This is a genomic window from Myxococcus xanthus (assembly GCF_013116825.1).
In the GTDB taxonomy this organism is placed as follows: Bacteria; Myxococcota; Myxococcia; order Myxococcales; family Myxococcaceae; genus Myxococcus; species Myxococcus xanthus_B.
In genome coordinates this window covers 1-14615 of record NZ_JABFNS010000182.1, presented here as the reverse complement: position 1 = coordinate 14615, position 14615 = coordinate 1, and the positions used below count along the sequence as shown (strand labels likewise).

Sequence of the window (14615 nt, the reverse complement as noted above, 5' to 3'; positions counted from 1 at the left end):
TGTGTATAAGAGACAGGCCCCATTGATGCGAGAGGCCAGCCTCACATCCTGGCCCGTTTCCGGCGAGCGCCGTCTCGCCGAGGGCGGCGGATGGCTCCGCCCCGCTTCACGGCCGCGTCCAGAATGGGAAGACTCAGCGCCCATGAAGCGGGGCTCCCGCTGACGGTGCTCCCGCTCAGGCCGGACGTTCGATGCGTCCATCCCCGTGCCGGGCGAAGCGCCCCTCCTCTCGCGGATGGACCGGGCCATTGGCCGGCCAGGGCCAGCCCCCGAAGCCCGTGCGCTGATAGTCCGCGAAGGCCTCCTGAATCTCCTGCCGCGAGTTCATCACGAACGGGCCGTACTGCACGACGGGCTCTCCAATCGGACGGCCCTGCAACATCAACAACTCCGCCTCGTCCGCGCCGTTCTCCAGCTCCACCGCCACGTCCGCCCGCAGCTCGATGCTGTGTGCAGGCGGAATGGCACGCCCCGCCACGCGCAGGCTGGAGCCGAGGAAGAAATAGAGCATCCGGTTGCTGCCGCGGGCCGCCGCCGGCAGCGTCCACCGCGCGCCCGGGGCCAGCTTGAGCGTCCAGATGGCCACGTCCGCCTCTGCCTGCGCGGCCCACGACTTGGGCGGCGGCGGTGGCGCCTTCACGTCTCCCAGGCTTCCGGCCACCACCGTGACTTCCGTGGCGCGCCCTTCCGCGTCCCGGGCGACGTGCCGAGGGATGGCGTGATTCCACATCATGGAGAAGTGCGGCTCCACGAGCTTGTTCGCCCGCGGCAGGTTGAGCCAGATTTGAAACAGCTCCACCGGGTTGGGTTGGTCGCGCTGGAGCAGCGGGAACATCTCCGAATGATTGATGCCCGCGCCCGCGGTGAGCCACTGCACATCCCCACCGCCGAAGCGCGCCGCCGCCCCCAGGGAATCCGCGTGGTCGAGCAGCCCGCGACGGACCACCGTGACGGTCTCGAACCCCCGATGCGGGTGCTGGGGAAAACCGGGCACCACGGTGCCGTGATACATGTTCCAGCCGTCCCGCCCTTCGAAGTCCTGGCCCAGGTTGCGGCCCGCCAGCGAGGCGGACGGCCCGAGGCGCTCGTTCCCCATGGGGTACTTGTCGTCGTGGTGGACGCAAAAAAGAAACGGATCCGGGGTCCGCCACGGCATCCCGAGCGGCTCCACACGAAGGACGGCTTCTGGCTGCTGACTCATCTCCTACGCCTCATCCCTTCCAGCGCCCCATGAAAATTCCCTGAGCCGGGGCTCCCTCCGGTGAGCGTAACAACGAGCCCTCCGCGCCGCTTGCCCCCCAGGGCCTCCGCCCGGATGTCGGGCCGCCCGCGGCCCCTTCAGCGGGCGCGGCGAGTGGGGCACGTCACCTGCCCCACCGTCCCACGAACCTCACGCCCACAGCTCCTGAGCGAGCGTGTCCACCATCGCCACGGCGACCTCGGGCGGGGGCAGCCCGGCCTCGGACACGAGCACGGGATTCACCGGCACGCTGGCCTCCTCGCGCAGGGCCGCAGCGGCACGCTGCTTCGCCAGCCGGAGCACCTCGCGCTCCTCCTCCGACAGCCGCGCCTGCGCCCAGGCATCAATCTTCCACGAAAGCTCCGCGTGCCGCGTCTCGTCCTCCGCGATGCGGGCCATGGAGGTGCGCACCTCGGCGTCCTGGGCATGGAGCGACTGGTGCCGTGCCACCAGCGCGCCGAACGTCTCCCGCACACAGCCCTCCACCGCGTTGTCCAGCGCCACCGCGAACAGGGAACGGGGCGCCGCCGCGTCCACCCGGGGAGCCTGGGGCGTCGCGCCGTGCCGTCCCGCCAGGCGGGCGCTGACCTCCGTGTGCATGACCTCTTCCAGCGCGCTCATCAGCGCCGCGTCCTGCAGCGCGAGGTCCGCGCCATGCGCGGCCAGCTCCTCCCGGAGCAGCAGGAAGGCCTGGATGGACGCGGCCTCCAGGTGGGCAATGGCGGCGAAGTGCTGTCCCAGCACATCGTCACACGCCACCGCGCCCTGTGAGCGAAGTCCTTCGGGCCTGCGCCCCACGGAGCAGTTGTCCTTGCCCCGCGCCAACACCTTGCGCTCCTCCTCCACCACCTCGCCCGTTGACGACACGCGCAGGGCATACTGCGCCAACTCCGTCCCCTCGCCACACGCCATGCCCTTGGTGCCGACGACGCCGAACGCACCGTCGCCCAACTCCTTCACCGCCCCATACTTGAGCTCGCTACAACGCACTTCGTAGCCCGCGGCAAAGGCAGTCAGCGCGGCCTCCTGCGCCGTATCAATCGGCCCCAGGAACGACTTCAGGGCCTCCAGCGAGGAGATAGCAGACACCACGTCGCCCCGGGTCGTCGCGAGGAAATAGTCGGTGCAGATGAAGCCGCAGGCGTCGCGGAACCCACGGGCAGGCGTCAACGCCTCGAGCTCTGACAGACATGTCTGGGGCTGGGTCGCCGTCGCGCAAGGTGTTCCGACGGAGGAGACGGGGTTCGTTGCCGCGGGCGCGCCCGCCGCATGGAAGCTCCGCAGCTGCACGAAGTCCGGCGCGGCCGCGGGTGACAAGCCCGTCACGGCCAGCTGGCCATTGTCGCAAGCAGGTGGCGAATACCCCGTCAGGTCCACCTCACCATCACATCCGGCCAGCGTCAGGGGAGACAGAAGCGAGGCGCGAAGGGCCCGGGAGAAGAGCAGACGCAAGCGATTCGAATCCATGGGTGCAGAGCCTCCAGCGGTAGGGAGCCCGCACTTCAGCAATGAAGATGCCAACGCCTGCACGCCAGGGAGCGACTGACAGGTGTCGCGAAATGCCGACGTCTGCGGCCTGCCCTGCTCAGAAACCTGAGGGGTGGCTCCTCGTCTGACGTCCTGCCTGTCATTCCGGTCCTGCGTGCCTGGGGCAGGCCATCCCGGGATGGCCGCGTCTTGTCAAGGCATCGACAGCCCCTTGCATGACCACCGACAGGCGAGGGAGCCTCCTGTCAAGCTCGGGGCCTACCACTGGGGGGTGAGGGACAGCCTTTCAGTCGGAGCCTATTGAATGGCCTGACACAGACACGGCCCCGCAGGGTTGCCTGACCAGGCAGGAAGGAAGCTCGCGTCAATGAACCTCTCCTCCCATGAATTCTTGCTCCGGGACAAAGTCATCGCGGCACTCAACAGCACCTTGTCCCTCCCCCAGGCGCTCGAATCCGCCCGGGAGCCTCTGCTGGAGCTGACACCCGCGGACTACGTGGGCCTGTGCCTCATCCACCTGGGCCCCATCGTCGAGTTCCAATGGCTGGTCCCCGGCTACCGGCTGGCCCTCCTGGATGAGTATTCCAAGTGGGTCGATTCCGACTTCGTGCGGGCCCCCATCTTCGCCCAGCCGAACGTGGTCCTCCGGGACTCGGAGATGATTACCCGCAAGGATTTGGAGCGCAGCGCGCTCTACCAGCGCAGCAAGGAGTTGGACTTGAGCCTGGAGCACGTCATGGCGGTGCTCCTGCCCGTCCATCCTCAACTCCTGGGAGCCTTCACGCTCTACCGGGACCGCCGGCTGGCTTTCTCGGAGAAGGACGCCGCCTTCCTGACGAGCCTCACGCCCCACCTGCTGAACGCGGTGCGCAACTGCCGCGACATGCAGACGGCCTCGACGGGCTCCCGGCTCCTGGAGGAGCTCTACAGCCGGCCGGACGCCGCCTACGTCGTGGTGGCGCCGCCTTCGCATGAGGTGCTGCGCTCACGCCAGGCCGCCACGCTGCTGGAGCGGTGGTTCAGGCCCTCGGACCTTCATTCCTCGGGGATTCCGCTCGTCCTCATGGAGCGGCTGGAGGCCCTGACGCGGATGACGCCGGACGCGCAGCTCCAAAACAACCTCTGGGTCTCCCTCCACGGGGATTCGTACCGCGTGGTGCGGTTCGTCGAGCTCCCCGAAACCGAAGGCCCGCGTCAGTGGGCCCTGATTCTGAACGAGATTCCCTTGTCGATTCCGCTCCCCGAAACCATGCGCATGCAGCTCACGGCCCGGCAGGTCGACATCGCCCGGGGCATGCTCCACAACTGGTCCAACGAGCAGATTGCCAGCGAGCTGGGCCTCTCCGAGGACACCGTGAAGACGCACGTGCGCGACATCTTCCGCCGCCTGCAGGTCGACAACCGGACGGACTTCCTCTACCAGGCGGCGCACCTCAACAAGCCCGTCTGAGGCGGCGCTTCAGAAGCGCGGCAGCTCCAGCAGGTTGTCCGTGAGGATGCCATTGGCCTTCGTCCGCAGGTACGGAGGCCGGGCGTCGATGACCTCGACCTTCACGTCCCGGGGCCACGTCTGTACCCGGGCATCGCCCCCGGCCTTGAGCCACTGGACCAGCTCCAATCGGCTGCCCTCACCCACCTCGTTGCCCTCCTTCCAGCGAAGGCGGGCAATGTGCTCGTGAAGCGCGCCTCCCTCGAGGCGGATCTGGGTGATGTAGCGCATGAAGACGCCTCCCACTTCGCGGACGACGATTCGCAGGGGAGGATCGCCTTCAGGCGCGGGCCTGTCTCTACCACCGGGGAGGTATGCGGCCCTCAGCGCTCGCGGAAGATGCCCGGGTAGATGCACCGCGTGGCGCGGGCGGAGAAAATCACCGCCGCCTGGTCCTCGGGGTCCGTCAGCGTCCGCAGCACCGCTTCCATCTCCGCCACATGGTCCCCGTCCAGCGCGCCGTGGCTGCGCAGGAAGGTGACGGACTTGCGGATGTTCGGAATCACGTCGGCCGCAATCAGACGCTCCACGACCCCCGTCGCTCGCGTCTGGGACAGGTACTCCAGCACGTACGCGGTCCCCAGCACCGCCGTCGGCACGCCGGACCGGGAGGTGAAGAAGTTCCAGCCGGTGTAGGCGTCCACCGCGGGAGTCCGCGCCGCGGCCTCCACGCGCGCCTCCGGGCACCCCAGGTTCTTCAGGTCCGACAGCAGCCACTTCTCGTGGCCGCGCTCCTCTCCGGCCTTCTGCACCAGCAGCTCCGCCAGGTGCGGGTGCCGGCCCTGGCGCTCGAGCCGGTGGCCCGCCTCCGCCAGCATCGGCGTGCTCCAGCGCGCATAGTGGTACGTCTGAATCAGGTAGTGGATGTAGCCCTCGGTGTCGATGGTTCCGTCGAAGAGGCGACGGGCGTCGGGCTGCGCGTCCAGCGCGGCCACCAGCCCGCGGGCCTCCTGCTCCAGCACCGCCACCCAGTCCACCTGCGTCGGGTTCTGCACTTGCGTGTTCACGGACGTCTCCTGTTTCCGGGCCGTTTCCGGTCCCCGGCTGCTGCGCGTTGAAGGTGAAGGGAAGGAAGAAGCGCCAGCGGCCTAGGCGGCGCGGCGAAGGGGGTGCTGCGCCAGCGCGTTGAAGCGCGCCAGGGTGCTGGCGGGAATCTCATCCAACGCGGCGATGAGCGGCAGGGTGAAGCGGCGGAAGCTGGCGTCGTAGAGGGGCTCGGAGATGAAGCGCGCCCCCATCTTCCGGGCGAAGAGCGTGGGCGCCCTCGGCACGCGCAAGCCGTCCAGCAGGCCCTGCTCCGCGCGCAGCCGCTCCAGGGGCGTGTAGTAGGGGCTGCTGGGGATGGCGGGCGCCTCCACCGGCTCCGGCACGTCCACGCGCCAGCGCTGGCTCATCCAGCCCCGGTAGGCGGCCACCTGACAGGACAGCATCGCGTCCTCGCGCGAATCCGTGTCCAGGTTCGCGGACGCAATCCAGTGCGTCACGCCGCGCCGCCGGCTCTCTTCGTAGAGGCCCGCGTGCAGCCGGGTGACGGCCTCGGAGTGGCGCCAGCCGTCGAGCACGCAGAAGCGCGACGTCTCCGCGACGACCATGCCCGGGCGGACCACGTCGGACAGGTCCAGCCTCTGCTCCAGCTCCAGCCCCAGCCGTCCGCCGATGGCATCCGCCACCTCCGGGTTGGGCAGCAGCAGCCGCAACGTGGCCACCGGGGCCGCGTCCGCATAGACGACCAGGTGCACGGTGGTGTCCAGCGTGTCGAAACAGCTCACCTCGCGACGCGACGGCGGCATCCACCCCGTCATCAACCCCAGCTCTCCGCCGAAGACGGCCCAGCGGACGCGGACCGCGTCGTCGAGCTCGCGCTGGGTGGTGGCAACACGACAATGCATGGACGTCATGGGTTTCTCCGGGAAGCGAAGCGGGTCCGGCGTCGCGCCGTCCTCGCCCTTTCATTCGCCGCCCGAGCCCCGAGTGCGCGCGGGCCCTGCTCTTTTTGCTCCCCGCGAATCCAGGGCCCACGGGGTACGACGGAGAGCGTGTCCCAGGACACCGTCTGGGGTGGACACCGCGAAGAAGCGCTGCGCCAACCTGGAGAATCTGGCGTAAGAAGCCGCGCATGGCGCGGACCCTCGATGGAACCGAAATCAGCCGGGTGATGCGGGCGGAGATGGCCCAGGACGTCGCGGCGCTCCAGGCCGCCGGCGTGACCCCCGGGCTCTCCGTGGTGCTGGTGGGCAACAATCCGGCGAGCCAGGCGTACGTCGCGAGCAAGACGCGGGCGTGCGAGGCCCTGGGGATGCGCGGCCAGACGCTGACGCTGCCCGAGGACGTGTCGAAGGAGGCGCTGTTCGCCGTCATCGACCGGCTGAACGCCGACCCGTCCGTGCACGGCATCCTGGTGCAACTGCCGCTGCCGCCCCACCTGCCCTACAAGGCCGTCCTGGAGCACATCCACCCGGCGAAGGACGTGGATGGTTTCCACCCGGTGAACGCCGGGCTCGCCTTCGTCGGAGACCCCCGGGCCTTCGTGCCCTGCACCCCCGCCGGCATCATGGAGATGCTCCGGCGCGAGGACATCCCCACCCGGGGCAAGCACGTGGTCATCGTGGGCCGCAGCCTCATCGTCAGCAAGCCGCTGGCGTCGCTGCTGATGGCGCCGGGCCCCGACGCCACCGTCACCATCACCCACCGCCACACGCCGGACCTCGCGTCATTCACGCGGCAGGCGGACATCCTCATCGTCGCGGTGGGCAAGCAGAACCTCATCACCGCGGACATGGTGAAGCCGGGCGTCGTCATCATCGACGTGGGGCAGAACCGCGTGTCCGACGCGAGCTCGCCGCGCGGCTACCGCATGGTGGGGGACGTGGACTTCGATGCCATCCAGCCCATTGCGAGCGCCATCACCCCGGTGCCCGGCGGCGTGGGGCCGATGACCATCACCATGCTCCTGGCGAACACACTCCAGGCCGCCAGGCAGACCCTGACCCGGTGAGCCCGCAAGCGGCCCCGGCCTGGACGCACGCCACCAGGCCCGGAGACGGGCGCGCACGGCCACGAGACCATCGCAGACCGTGTCGCGCCCGGCTCTCCCGTTCAGAGAACACAAGACACCCAATCTCATCCATCGAGGATTGGTCTCTCCCACCACCGTAAAAATCACCCGGCCCCACAATTCCTCTCAAGGCCAAAACAGCGCTCCCTGAATTCATTGACACACGCGCAGTCCGTCTTGATCGTGACCTCCACTCAACACTCACCGGAGGTTGCATGCGCCTGGCTGTCCGAGTCCCCCTGCTCTCAACGCTGCTGACGTCGCTGTTGTTGAGCGCTTGCGGTAGTGAATCCCCCGAGCCATCCCTGCCGGAAACAGGCGAGGCCCTCACCCAGGCCCCCGCCACGCCGGAGCCGTTGAAGCGGGCAGACGCCAGGCGGCGCTTCGCCCCGGGCCAGGCCATCGTGAAGATGAAGGACACGGCCAAGGCGCGGCCCCAGGCCGCCGCCGTACCGTCCGTGCGCGGCTACCAGACGGCGCTCATCAAGCCGCTGCCCGGCGGCGCGTCCCTGGTGTCGCTGGCGCGGGAGCAGCCGCTCGCCCAGAGCTCGGTGGCCGAGGAGGAGGCCAGCACCCTTGCGGCCATCGAAGCGCTGCGCCAGGACCCCGACGTCGAGTACGCGCACGAGAACCTCTACTTCGAGCTCTTCGCCACGCCGACCGACCCGCTGTACTCGCAGCAGTGGAACTACCCGTCCATCAACCTGCCCCAGGCGTGGGACACCGTCACTGGCAACGTCACCATCGCCGTGCTCGACACCGGGCGCCTGGACCACCCGGACCTGCTGGGCCGCTGGACGGCGGGCTACGACTTCGGAGATGGAGACTCGAACCCCTATGACGATGGCACCTGGCACCACGGGCTGCACGTGGCCGGCATCCTCGGAGCCCGGACAAACAACGGCGTGGGCGTGGCCGGTATCTGCTGGGGCTGCCAGCTCATGCCGCTCAAGATTTCATCGTCGAGCGGCTACATCTCGATGACCGGAGTGAACGCGGCCATCCGCTACGCCGCGGACAACGGCGCGCGCGTCATCAATATGAGCTTCGGGTTGGGATACAACCCCGGCTCGCCCACGGAGACGCACCCGTGTTCGAAGTACCCGGACATGCAGAGCGCGGTGGACTACGCCACGGGGAAGGGCGTGGTGCTCGTCGCCGCGGCTGGCAACCATGGCGCGGCGAACTACCTGACGGAGCACGTGACGCCCGCCTCCTGCAGGGGCGTCATCGCCGTGAGCGCCAGCACCCAGTCCGGTGGCATGGCGTCCTGGAGCAACAAGGGAAGCCGCGTTGACGTGATTGCGCCCGGCGGCTTCGCCAGCGGAGGCCTGTATGGCCAGGGCATCGGCTGCCCTTACGACCCCGACCTGGACCCCTATGTCAGCGGCACCGACCAGGTCCTGTCGACCTGGGCCACTGGCAAGCCTGTGTCGGCGCTGACCTCGGGTGACTACTGCTACCGCTACCTTGCGGGGACGTCCATGTCCGCGCCGCATGTCGCGGGTATCGCCGCGCTGATTCTGTCGCAGAAGCCCTCCCTGACGCCCGGCCTGGTCGCCGCGCGCATCAAGCAGACCGCGACGCCCGTCTCTGGCTGCGCCGGCCACTGCGGGACCGGCCGCGTCAACGCGGCGGCGGCCATCTACACCAACCTGCCGTCACTCCCCACCAAGGGAATCTGGTGGAACCCGGCGCGCTCCGGCAACTCCCTCGACATCCAGCACGTCGCCTCCGACCGGCTCTACGTCACATGGTTCACGTACACAGCGGTGGGGACCCCCATCTGGTACATCAGCCACTTGAACGCGGAGCCCGGGGAGTGGCGAGGTGACTTGCTGCGGACCTCGTGGAATGGCGCCAGCGCGACGACCTCCGTCGTCGGCACCGCGCGGCTCATCCTCAGCGGCGGACAGTGGCGCTACTACTGGACGATGGGAGGTCTCTCCGGCAACGAGCCCATCCAGCCGTTCGTGTTCGCCAGTGGCGCCCCTGCCATGAACCTGACTGGCACCTGGTTCGACCCGTCGCAGCCCGGCTGGGGCGTCACCTTCGCCAGCCAGGGCACGCTGCACGTCGCCAACGTCACCGTCTACCAGGGGAGCAGCCCGGTGTGGCTCCAGGGCGTGGTGAACAGCAGTGGCACGTCACTCTCCTTCCCCATGAGCTACATCACCGGGAACAACCTGTGCCCTGGGTGCTCCGGAACGCCGTCCGTGAACTCGACGCCCGCGGGGACGTTCACCATCAACGGCGCGGCGGGCATTCCGAGCGCCATGCCGTCCTCCCTGAACATGAGCTTCCCCGGCGGGGCGTGGAGCCGTCCCTCCTTCCCGCTCCATCGGCTGACCGGCCCGTAGCGCGCCGCGAGGCACCGTGCCGAGCCTCGCGTCGGCACGGTGCCCGATGCCCGCGCAGACGCCCCCTGGACGCCCGGCGGCCCTGGTTCCCCAGCGCATGTGTGTCCGTCTTGCGATATCCACTGAGCGCATGACGAACGCCCTTCATGCGGTGCGTGGCCTCGGCGCGGCCCTGGCGCGGGGACTGTTGGTCGCCAGCGTGGGAGTCGGACTGCTGGTGAGTGGGTGCAAGTCAGCCTCGCCCCCTCCACCGCTCGCGCCTGACGCGGGTGCACTCGCGTGGGTGCGCATTCCCGCCTCCGATGCGCGCGTGCAGTACCTCGGCCGGACGTACCGCTCGGATACCGGCGTCGTCTTCTCCCACCCCGGAGTGACGATCCGAGCCCGCTTCTGGGGAGACGCCGTTCGGATGGAGCTCCACGACGCGGGCCAGGGTGGCGAGGTGGGGACCACCTACTTCGATGTCGTGATTGACGGGGCGCCCGCGCGACAGCTCGCGGTGAGCCGCCATCAGTCCAGCTACCTGCTCGCCACCAACCTGGAGGTGGGGCTGCACACGGTGGAACTCATCAAGCGCACCGAGTCCCTGGTCGGCCACAGCGAACTGGTGGCGCTGGAGGTCCATGGCGAGCTCCGGGAGCCGCCCGCCCGCTCGGGACTCCGGATGGAGTTCGTTGGGGATTCCGTCACCTGTGGCTACGGCAGCGACGTCGCCCTCATCCCGGACTCGCCCTCCTGGACCGCGCCCACCTTCACGTCGAAGAACCAGAATCCGCGGCGCACCTATGCCTGGCTCACGGCGGAGAACCTGGGCGCGGAGGCGGTGCTCATCTGCTATTCGGGCCACGGGGTGTACCGCAACCTGGACATGTCCACGTCCGGCCTGGTGCCCGCGCTCTACGAGCTCGCGGTCCCCGGCCACGGCGTCGCCTGGGACTTCTCTGGCGCGTCGCCCGATGTGATTGTCGTCAATGCGGGGACCAACGACACGTTCGCCGGGAGCGGCACCGACGCCTACTTTCCGGACGAAGCGGCCTTCAAGTCCGCCTACCGCGCGTTCCTCACGCGGCTGCGGACGCTCCACCCGCGCGCCCATCTTGTCTGCACGTTGGGGAGCATGTCGGACGGCCACAAGCAGCTCGAGCAGAACGGCACGATGACTTCGGTCCATGTCGGTGACTGGATCACCGAGCTCGTCGCAGAGCGACAGCAACAGGGAGACGCCCGCGTCTACCGGCACGTGATGGCCGTGCAGAATCCCAACGTGGACGGCGTGGGCGAGGACTGGCACCCGTCGGCGGCCACACACCAGAAGATGGCGGAGGCACTGACCCGGTTCATCCAGGACGTCGTGCGGCCCTGAGCGGCTTCGTGCGCCGCGAGCCGCCACGCATGTGCGTCTCATAGCGCCGCCATGCGCAGGAACAGGCACCTTGGCGCATGACGCGAAGAGGTGCCTGCGGCAACGCCGCTCGTCTATCATCGGGCCATGCCCACCCATGAGACGAAGGCCACCGCCATCAGCGGGAAGGAAACGACTGTTCCGTTGCTTCCCTGCGTCTCGGCTGACGAAACGTTGGCGTTCTACCAGGCGCTCGGCTTCACCGTGACGTACCAGATGACCAAGCCGTACCTGTACCTGGCGTTGCGCTGGAGAGACATCGAGCTGAACTTCGGCAAGGCCGCCAAGAGCCTGGACCCGAACGAAGAGAACTCGGGTGGCTGCTTGGTCATGGTGGATTCGGTGGAGCCCTACCACCGGACCTTCACGGACGCGCTGCGCGCGAAGTACGGCAAGGTGCTGGCCACGGGCAGGCCTCGCATCACCCGGTTCAGGCCCGGCCAGAGCCGCTTCTCTCTGATTGACCCCAGCGGCAACAACATCGTCTTCATCCAGCGCGATGAACCGGAGGACCTGGAGTACGGCGGCTCCGCGAAGCTCACGGGCCTGGCGAAGGCCATCGACAACGCGCGCATCCTGCGTGAGTTCAAGAATGACGACAAAGCCGCCGCGCGGGCGCTCGACATCGGACTCGCCAGGTATGAAGCGGAGGCGCCCGTGGTGGACCGGGTTCGTGCCCTGGCCGCCCGGATGGAGCTGGCGATTGCCCTGGGGGATGCCACGACGGGACGTGCCTTGAAGCAGCAACTGCAGGCCTTGCCCCTTCCCGAGGAGGCCCGGAGCCAGTTGTCGGACGAGCTGAAGGCCGCGGAGCGCCTGGAGGACTGGCTCGCCCGAACCAGGCCCGAGCCAGCGCCGTCCCAACGCACAGGCTCCCCGCGGCGGCGGCGCTAACGTTGGAAGCCGCGCGCAAGCCCCCTCGCGCGCGGCCTCAATCCGCGTCGACGCCAGCGTCGGGGTTCCCCGAGCCGCCCCGGCCTTCCCTGAACCCCTGGGCTGCCTCACGGGCCGCGCCATGGGCTTCCTTCGCGGCCTTCCGGGCGCCTTCCTGAACCTCCTTCGTCGCCTCCCCCACTTCACGCCCCACCTGCCGCGAGTTCTCCCGCGCGGACTGATCATTGCACCCGGTGAACGCCGCGAGCGACGCCCCCAGGCCCACCAGCGTGAGCCACTTCCAACCCTTGCCTTGCATTGCACGCCTCCTTGGCTCTTGGTGCGTTCGCACCTTCCATCCGCAAGCCAAGGTAGTCACGCTCCCGCGGTGCGGCTGCCCGGGGGTCGAGCGCTCCCCGGGTGCGCCCAGGCAATGGCATCCAAGCCGGCATGTATGGGAGAAAACTGTCGGCGCGCCTTCTGGCTGGAAGCTGACAATTAACGGCGCCTAGGCTCCGTTCATGGACCTCATCGTCGAGAACGGCCTCGTATTCGATGGTCTGGGCAATCCCCCGCGCAAGCTCCATGTGGGCATCCGGGGAAACACCGTCACCACGCTTTCGGAAGCACCGATTCCGCGCGCCCCGCATACGCGCGTCATCGACGCCACCGGCCACTGGGTGACACCGGGCTTCATCGACTGCCACACGCACTACGACGCGGAGGTGGAGCTGGCGCCCTCGCTGTCGGAGTCCGTGCGACACGGCGTCACCACGGTGCTGATGGGAAGCTGCTCGCTCAGCCTCGCGCTGGGCACGCCCGAGGACCTGGCGGACATGTTCTGCCGCGTGGAGGCCATTCCCTACGAGACGGTCCGGTCGCTGCTGGAGGAGCGCAAGACGTGGAACACGCTCGGCGACTACCTGACGCACCTGGAGCAATTGCCGCTGGGCCCCCATGTCGCGTCCTTCCTGGGGCACTCCGCGCTGCGAGCCCACACCATGGGCCTGCACCGCAGCCTGGAGCCCGGCCTGCGCCCACGGGAGGACGAGCTGCGCGCCATGGAGTCCCTGGTGCGCGAAGGGCTCGAGCTCGGCTACGTGGGCCTGTCCATCATGACGCTCAAGTGGGACAAGATGGGCGGCTCGCGTGACATCCGCAGCCGCCCCCTGCCGTCCACCTATGCCCGCTGGAGCGAATACCGCCGCCTGACGCGGCTGCTCCGCGAACGAGGCCGTGTCTTCCAGGGCGTGCCCAACATCAGCACCAAGGTGAACGTGGTGCTGTTCTTCCTGGAGAGCATCGGGTTGTTCCGCCCGAGCCTCAAGACGACCGTCATCTCGATGATGGACACGCGCGCCAACCGGGGCATCCACCGCCTCATCGGCGTGCTGTCCCAGGTGGCCAACCGGCTGCTGGGGGCGGACTTCCGGTGGCAGGCCCTGCCCGAAATCTTCGACCTCTGGGCGGACGGCATCGACCTGGTCGTCTTCGAGGAGTTCGGCGCGGGCGCCGCCGCCCTCCACCTCCAGGACGCCGCCTCACGCGCGGGGCTGCTGCGAACGCCGGAGTATCGCAGCCGCTTCCGCCGCGAGTGGACGAACCGCTTCCTGCCGCGGGCCTTCCACCGGGACTTCAACGAGTCACGCATCCTCCAGTGCCCCGACGCCAGCGTGGTAGGCAAGTCCTTCGCCCAGGTGGCGAAGGAGCAGGGGCGTGACGCGGTGGACGTCTTCCTGGACCTCATCTCCACCCACGGAGACGCCCTGCGCTGGTACACGGTGATGGCCAACGACCGGCGCGAGGAGCTGGAGCGCATCTGCCGGCATCCGGACATCCTCATGGGCTTCTCGGACGCCGGGGCGCACCTGCGCAACATGGCGCACTACAACTTCCCCCTGCGGCTGCTGCGGCTGGTGCGCGAGGCGGAGAAGCGCGGCGAGCCCTTCATGAGCGTGGAGCGCGCCGTCCACCGGCTGACCGGAGAGCTGGCCGGGTGGTTCGGCCTGGATGCGGGCGTGCTCGCGGAGGGCCGCCGCGCGGACCTGGTGGTCATCCAGCCTGAAGGCCTGGACGCGAAGCTCGACCAGGTGGCCGAGGCGCCCATGGAGAACTTCGGGGGCTTCGTCCGCCTGGTCAACCGCAACGACGCCGCGGTGAAGGCGGTGCTCATCTCCGGGCGCGAAGCGGTGAATGAAGCCGGCGTGTCACCGGCCCTGGGCCGCGAGCGCGGCTTCGGCGGCGTGCTGCGCGCCCGGGCCTGAGGCTCGGAGCACGCCGGACCTGGAATCAAGGCGTGGTGGCCCGCTGCTGCGCCAGGACTGTTGGGCGCCCATCTCTCCCAGGCTGCCCACGGTCCTGGTGGGCGCTGCGCTCTTGACGCCATGCCCTCATCTTTCGTCGCATCTGGCGGTGAAACATCGGCGAACCGGGCCCCGGTCCACGGAACTTCACGGAGGAAAGTCGAGCGTCGCCCGGACCGCATCGTGGTCCGAGCCTCCCGCGCGCAGCACCTTCGCACCGGTCAGGCGAAGTTCGCGGCCAAGGACATGGTCGATTTCGACGACGCTCGGGAGGACTGATAGCGCAGTTCATCTGGGCTGAGCGACGGAGTAACCGCAGTAGGCGAACCAGCCTGCTGCGTCGCTTGGGGAGATGGCCGCCAGAGCGAGCTTTATGCCCTGGTGCAAGGCGGAGCGGGTCCGCAG

Annotated in this window: 12 protein-coding genes; 6 read left to right on the top strand and 6 right to left on the bottom strand. The window is 68.7% G+C overall.

Annotation, left to right across the window (positions count from 1 at the left end):
* Window positions 1-175 precede the first annotated feature (175 nt).
* Window positions 176-1201 (bottom strand): pirin family protein, encoded by a 1026-nt coding sequence (locus HNV26_RS34120; protein ID WP_171441147.1) that lies wholly within the window; start codon window positions 1199-1201, stop codon window positions 176-178.
* A 189-nt stretch (window positions 1202-1390) separates the two neighbouring features.
* A complete protein-coding gene (locus tag HNV26_RS34115; RefSeq protein ID WP_216612996.1) occupies window positions 1391-2707 on the bottom strand; it encodes a ferritin-like domain-containing protein in 1317 nt (438 codons plus the stop codon).
* A gap of 388 nt (window positions 2708-3095) precedes the next feature.
* Here HNV26_RS34115 and HNV26_RS34110 point away from each other — a divergent pair, with 388 nt between their 5' ends.
* On the top strand, window positions 3096-4178 hold the full coding sequence (locus tag HNV26_RS34110) for a LuxR C-terminal-related transcriptional regulator (protein WP_253817317.1): 1083 nt from the start codon (window positions 3096-3098) through the stop codon (window positions 4176-4178).
* Between the two features lie 9 nt (window positions 4179-4187).
* On the opposite strand, the gene HNV26_RS34105 is transcribed toward HNV26_RS34110, so the two are convergent.
* The 3 genes from HNV26_RS34105 to HNV26_RS34095 all read right to left on the bottom strand — a co-directional run bounded on the left by HNV26_RS34105 (window position 4188) and on the right by HNV26_RS34095 (window position 6115).
* On the bottom strand, window positions 4188-4448 hold the full coding sequence (locus HNV26_RS34105; protein ID WP_026113945.1) for a DUF3892 domain-containing protein: 261 nt from the start codon (window positions 4446-4448) through the stop codon (window positions 4188-4190).
* 92 nt (window positions 4449-4540) lie between these two features.
* Window positions 4541-5224 carry an iron-containing redox enzyme family protein gene (locus HNV26_RS34100; protein ID WP_171441144.1) on the bottom strand — a complete coding sequence of 228 codons (684 nt, stop codon included), beginning with the start codon at window positions 5222-5224 and terminating at the stop codon, window positions 4541-4543.
* Window positions 5225-5305: 81 nt separating this feature from the next.
* Entirely contained in the window at window positions 5306-6115 is an 810-nt protein-coding gene (locus tag HNV26_RS34095; RefSeq protein WP_171441143.1) for a GNAT family N-acyltransferase, read from the bottom strand.
* A 218-nt stretch (window positions 6116-6333) separates the two neighbouring features.
* Here HNV26_RS34095 and folD point away from each other — a divergent pair, with 218 nt between their 5' ends.
* From folD to HNV26_RS34075, 4 genes are all read left to right on the top strand, one after another.
* On the top strand, window positions 6334-7212 hold the full coding sequence (folD, locus tag HNV26_RS34090; protein WP_171441142.1) for a bifunctional methylenetetrahydrofolate dehydrogenase/methenyltetrahydrofolate cyclohydrolase FolD: 879 nt from the start codon (window positions 6334-6336) through the stop codon (window positions 7210-7212).
* A 275-nt stretch (window positions 7213-7487) separates the two neighbouring features.
* Window positions 7488-9632, top strand: coding sequence for a S8 family peptidase (locus HNV26_RS34085; RefSeq protein WP_171441141.1), 2145 nt, complete (start codon window positions 7488-7490; stop codon window positions 9630-9632).
* A gap of 130 nt (window positions 9633-9762) precedes the next feature.
* Window positions 9763-10995, top strand: coding sequence for an SGNH/GDSL hydrolase family protein (locus HNV26_RS34080; protein ID WP_253817316.1), 1233 nt, complete (start codon window positions 9763-9765; stop codon window positions 10993-10995).
* Between the two features lie 126 nt (window positions 10996-11121).
* Window positions 11122-11928 (top strand): DUF8817 family protein, encoded by an 807-nt coding sequence (locus HNV26_RS34075; protein WP_171441140.1) that lies wholly within the window; start codon window positions 11122-11124, stop codon window positions 11926-11928.
* A gap of 37 nt (window positions 11929-11965) precedes the next feature.
* Here HNV26_RS34075 and HNV26_RS34070 read toward each other — a convergent pair whose 3' ends face one another.
* The gene (locus HNV26_RS34070) at window positions 11966-12226 is read right to left on the bottom strand and encodes a hypothetical protein (protein WP_171441139.1); all 261 of its coding nucleotides are present in this window, start codon (window positions 12224-12226) and stop codon (window positions 11966-11968) included.
* Window positions 12227-12428: 202 nt separating this feature from the next.
* Here HNV26_RS34070 and HNV26_RS34065 point away from each other — a divergent pair, with 202 nt between their 5' ends.
* Entirely contained in the window at window positions 12429-14171 is a 1743-nt protein-coding gene (locus HNV26_RS34065; RefSeq protein ID WP_171441138.1) for an N-acyl-D-amino-acid deacylase family protein, read from the top strand.
* The last annotated feature ends 444 nt before the right edge of the window (window positions 14172-14615 follow it).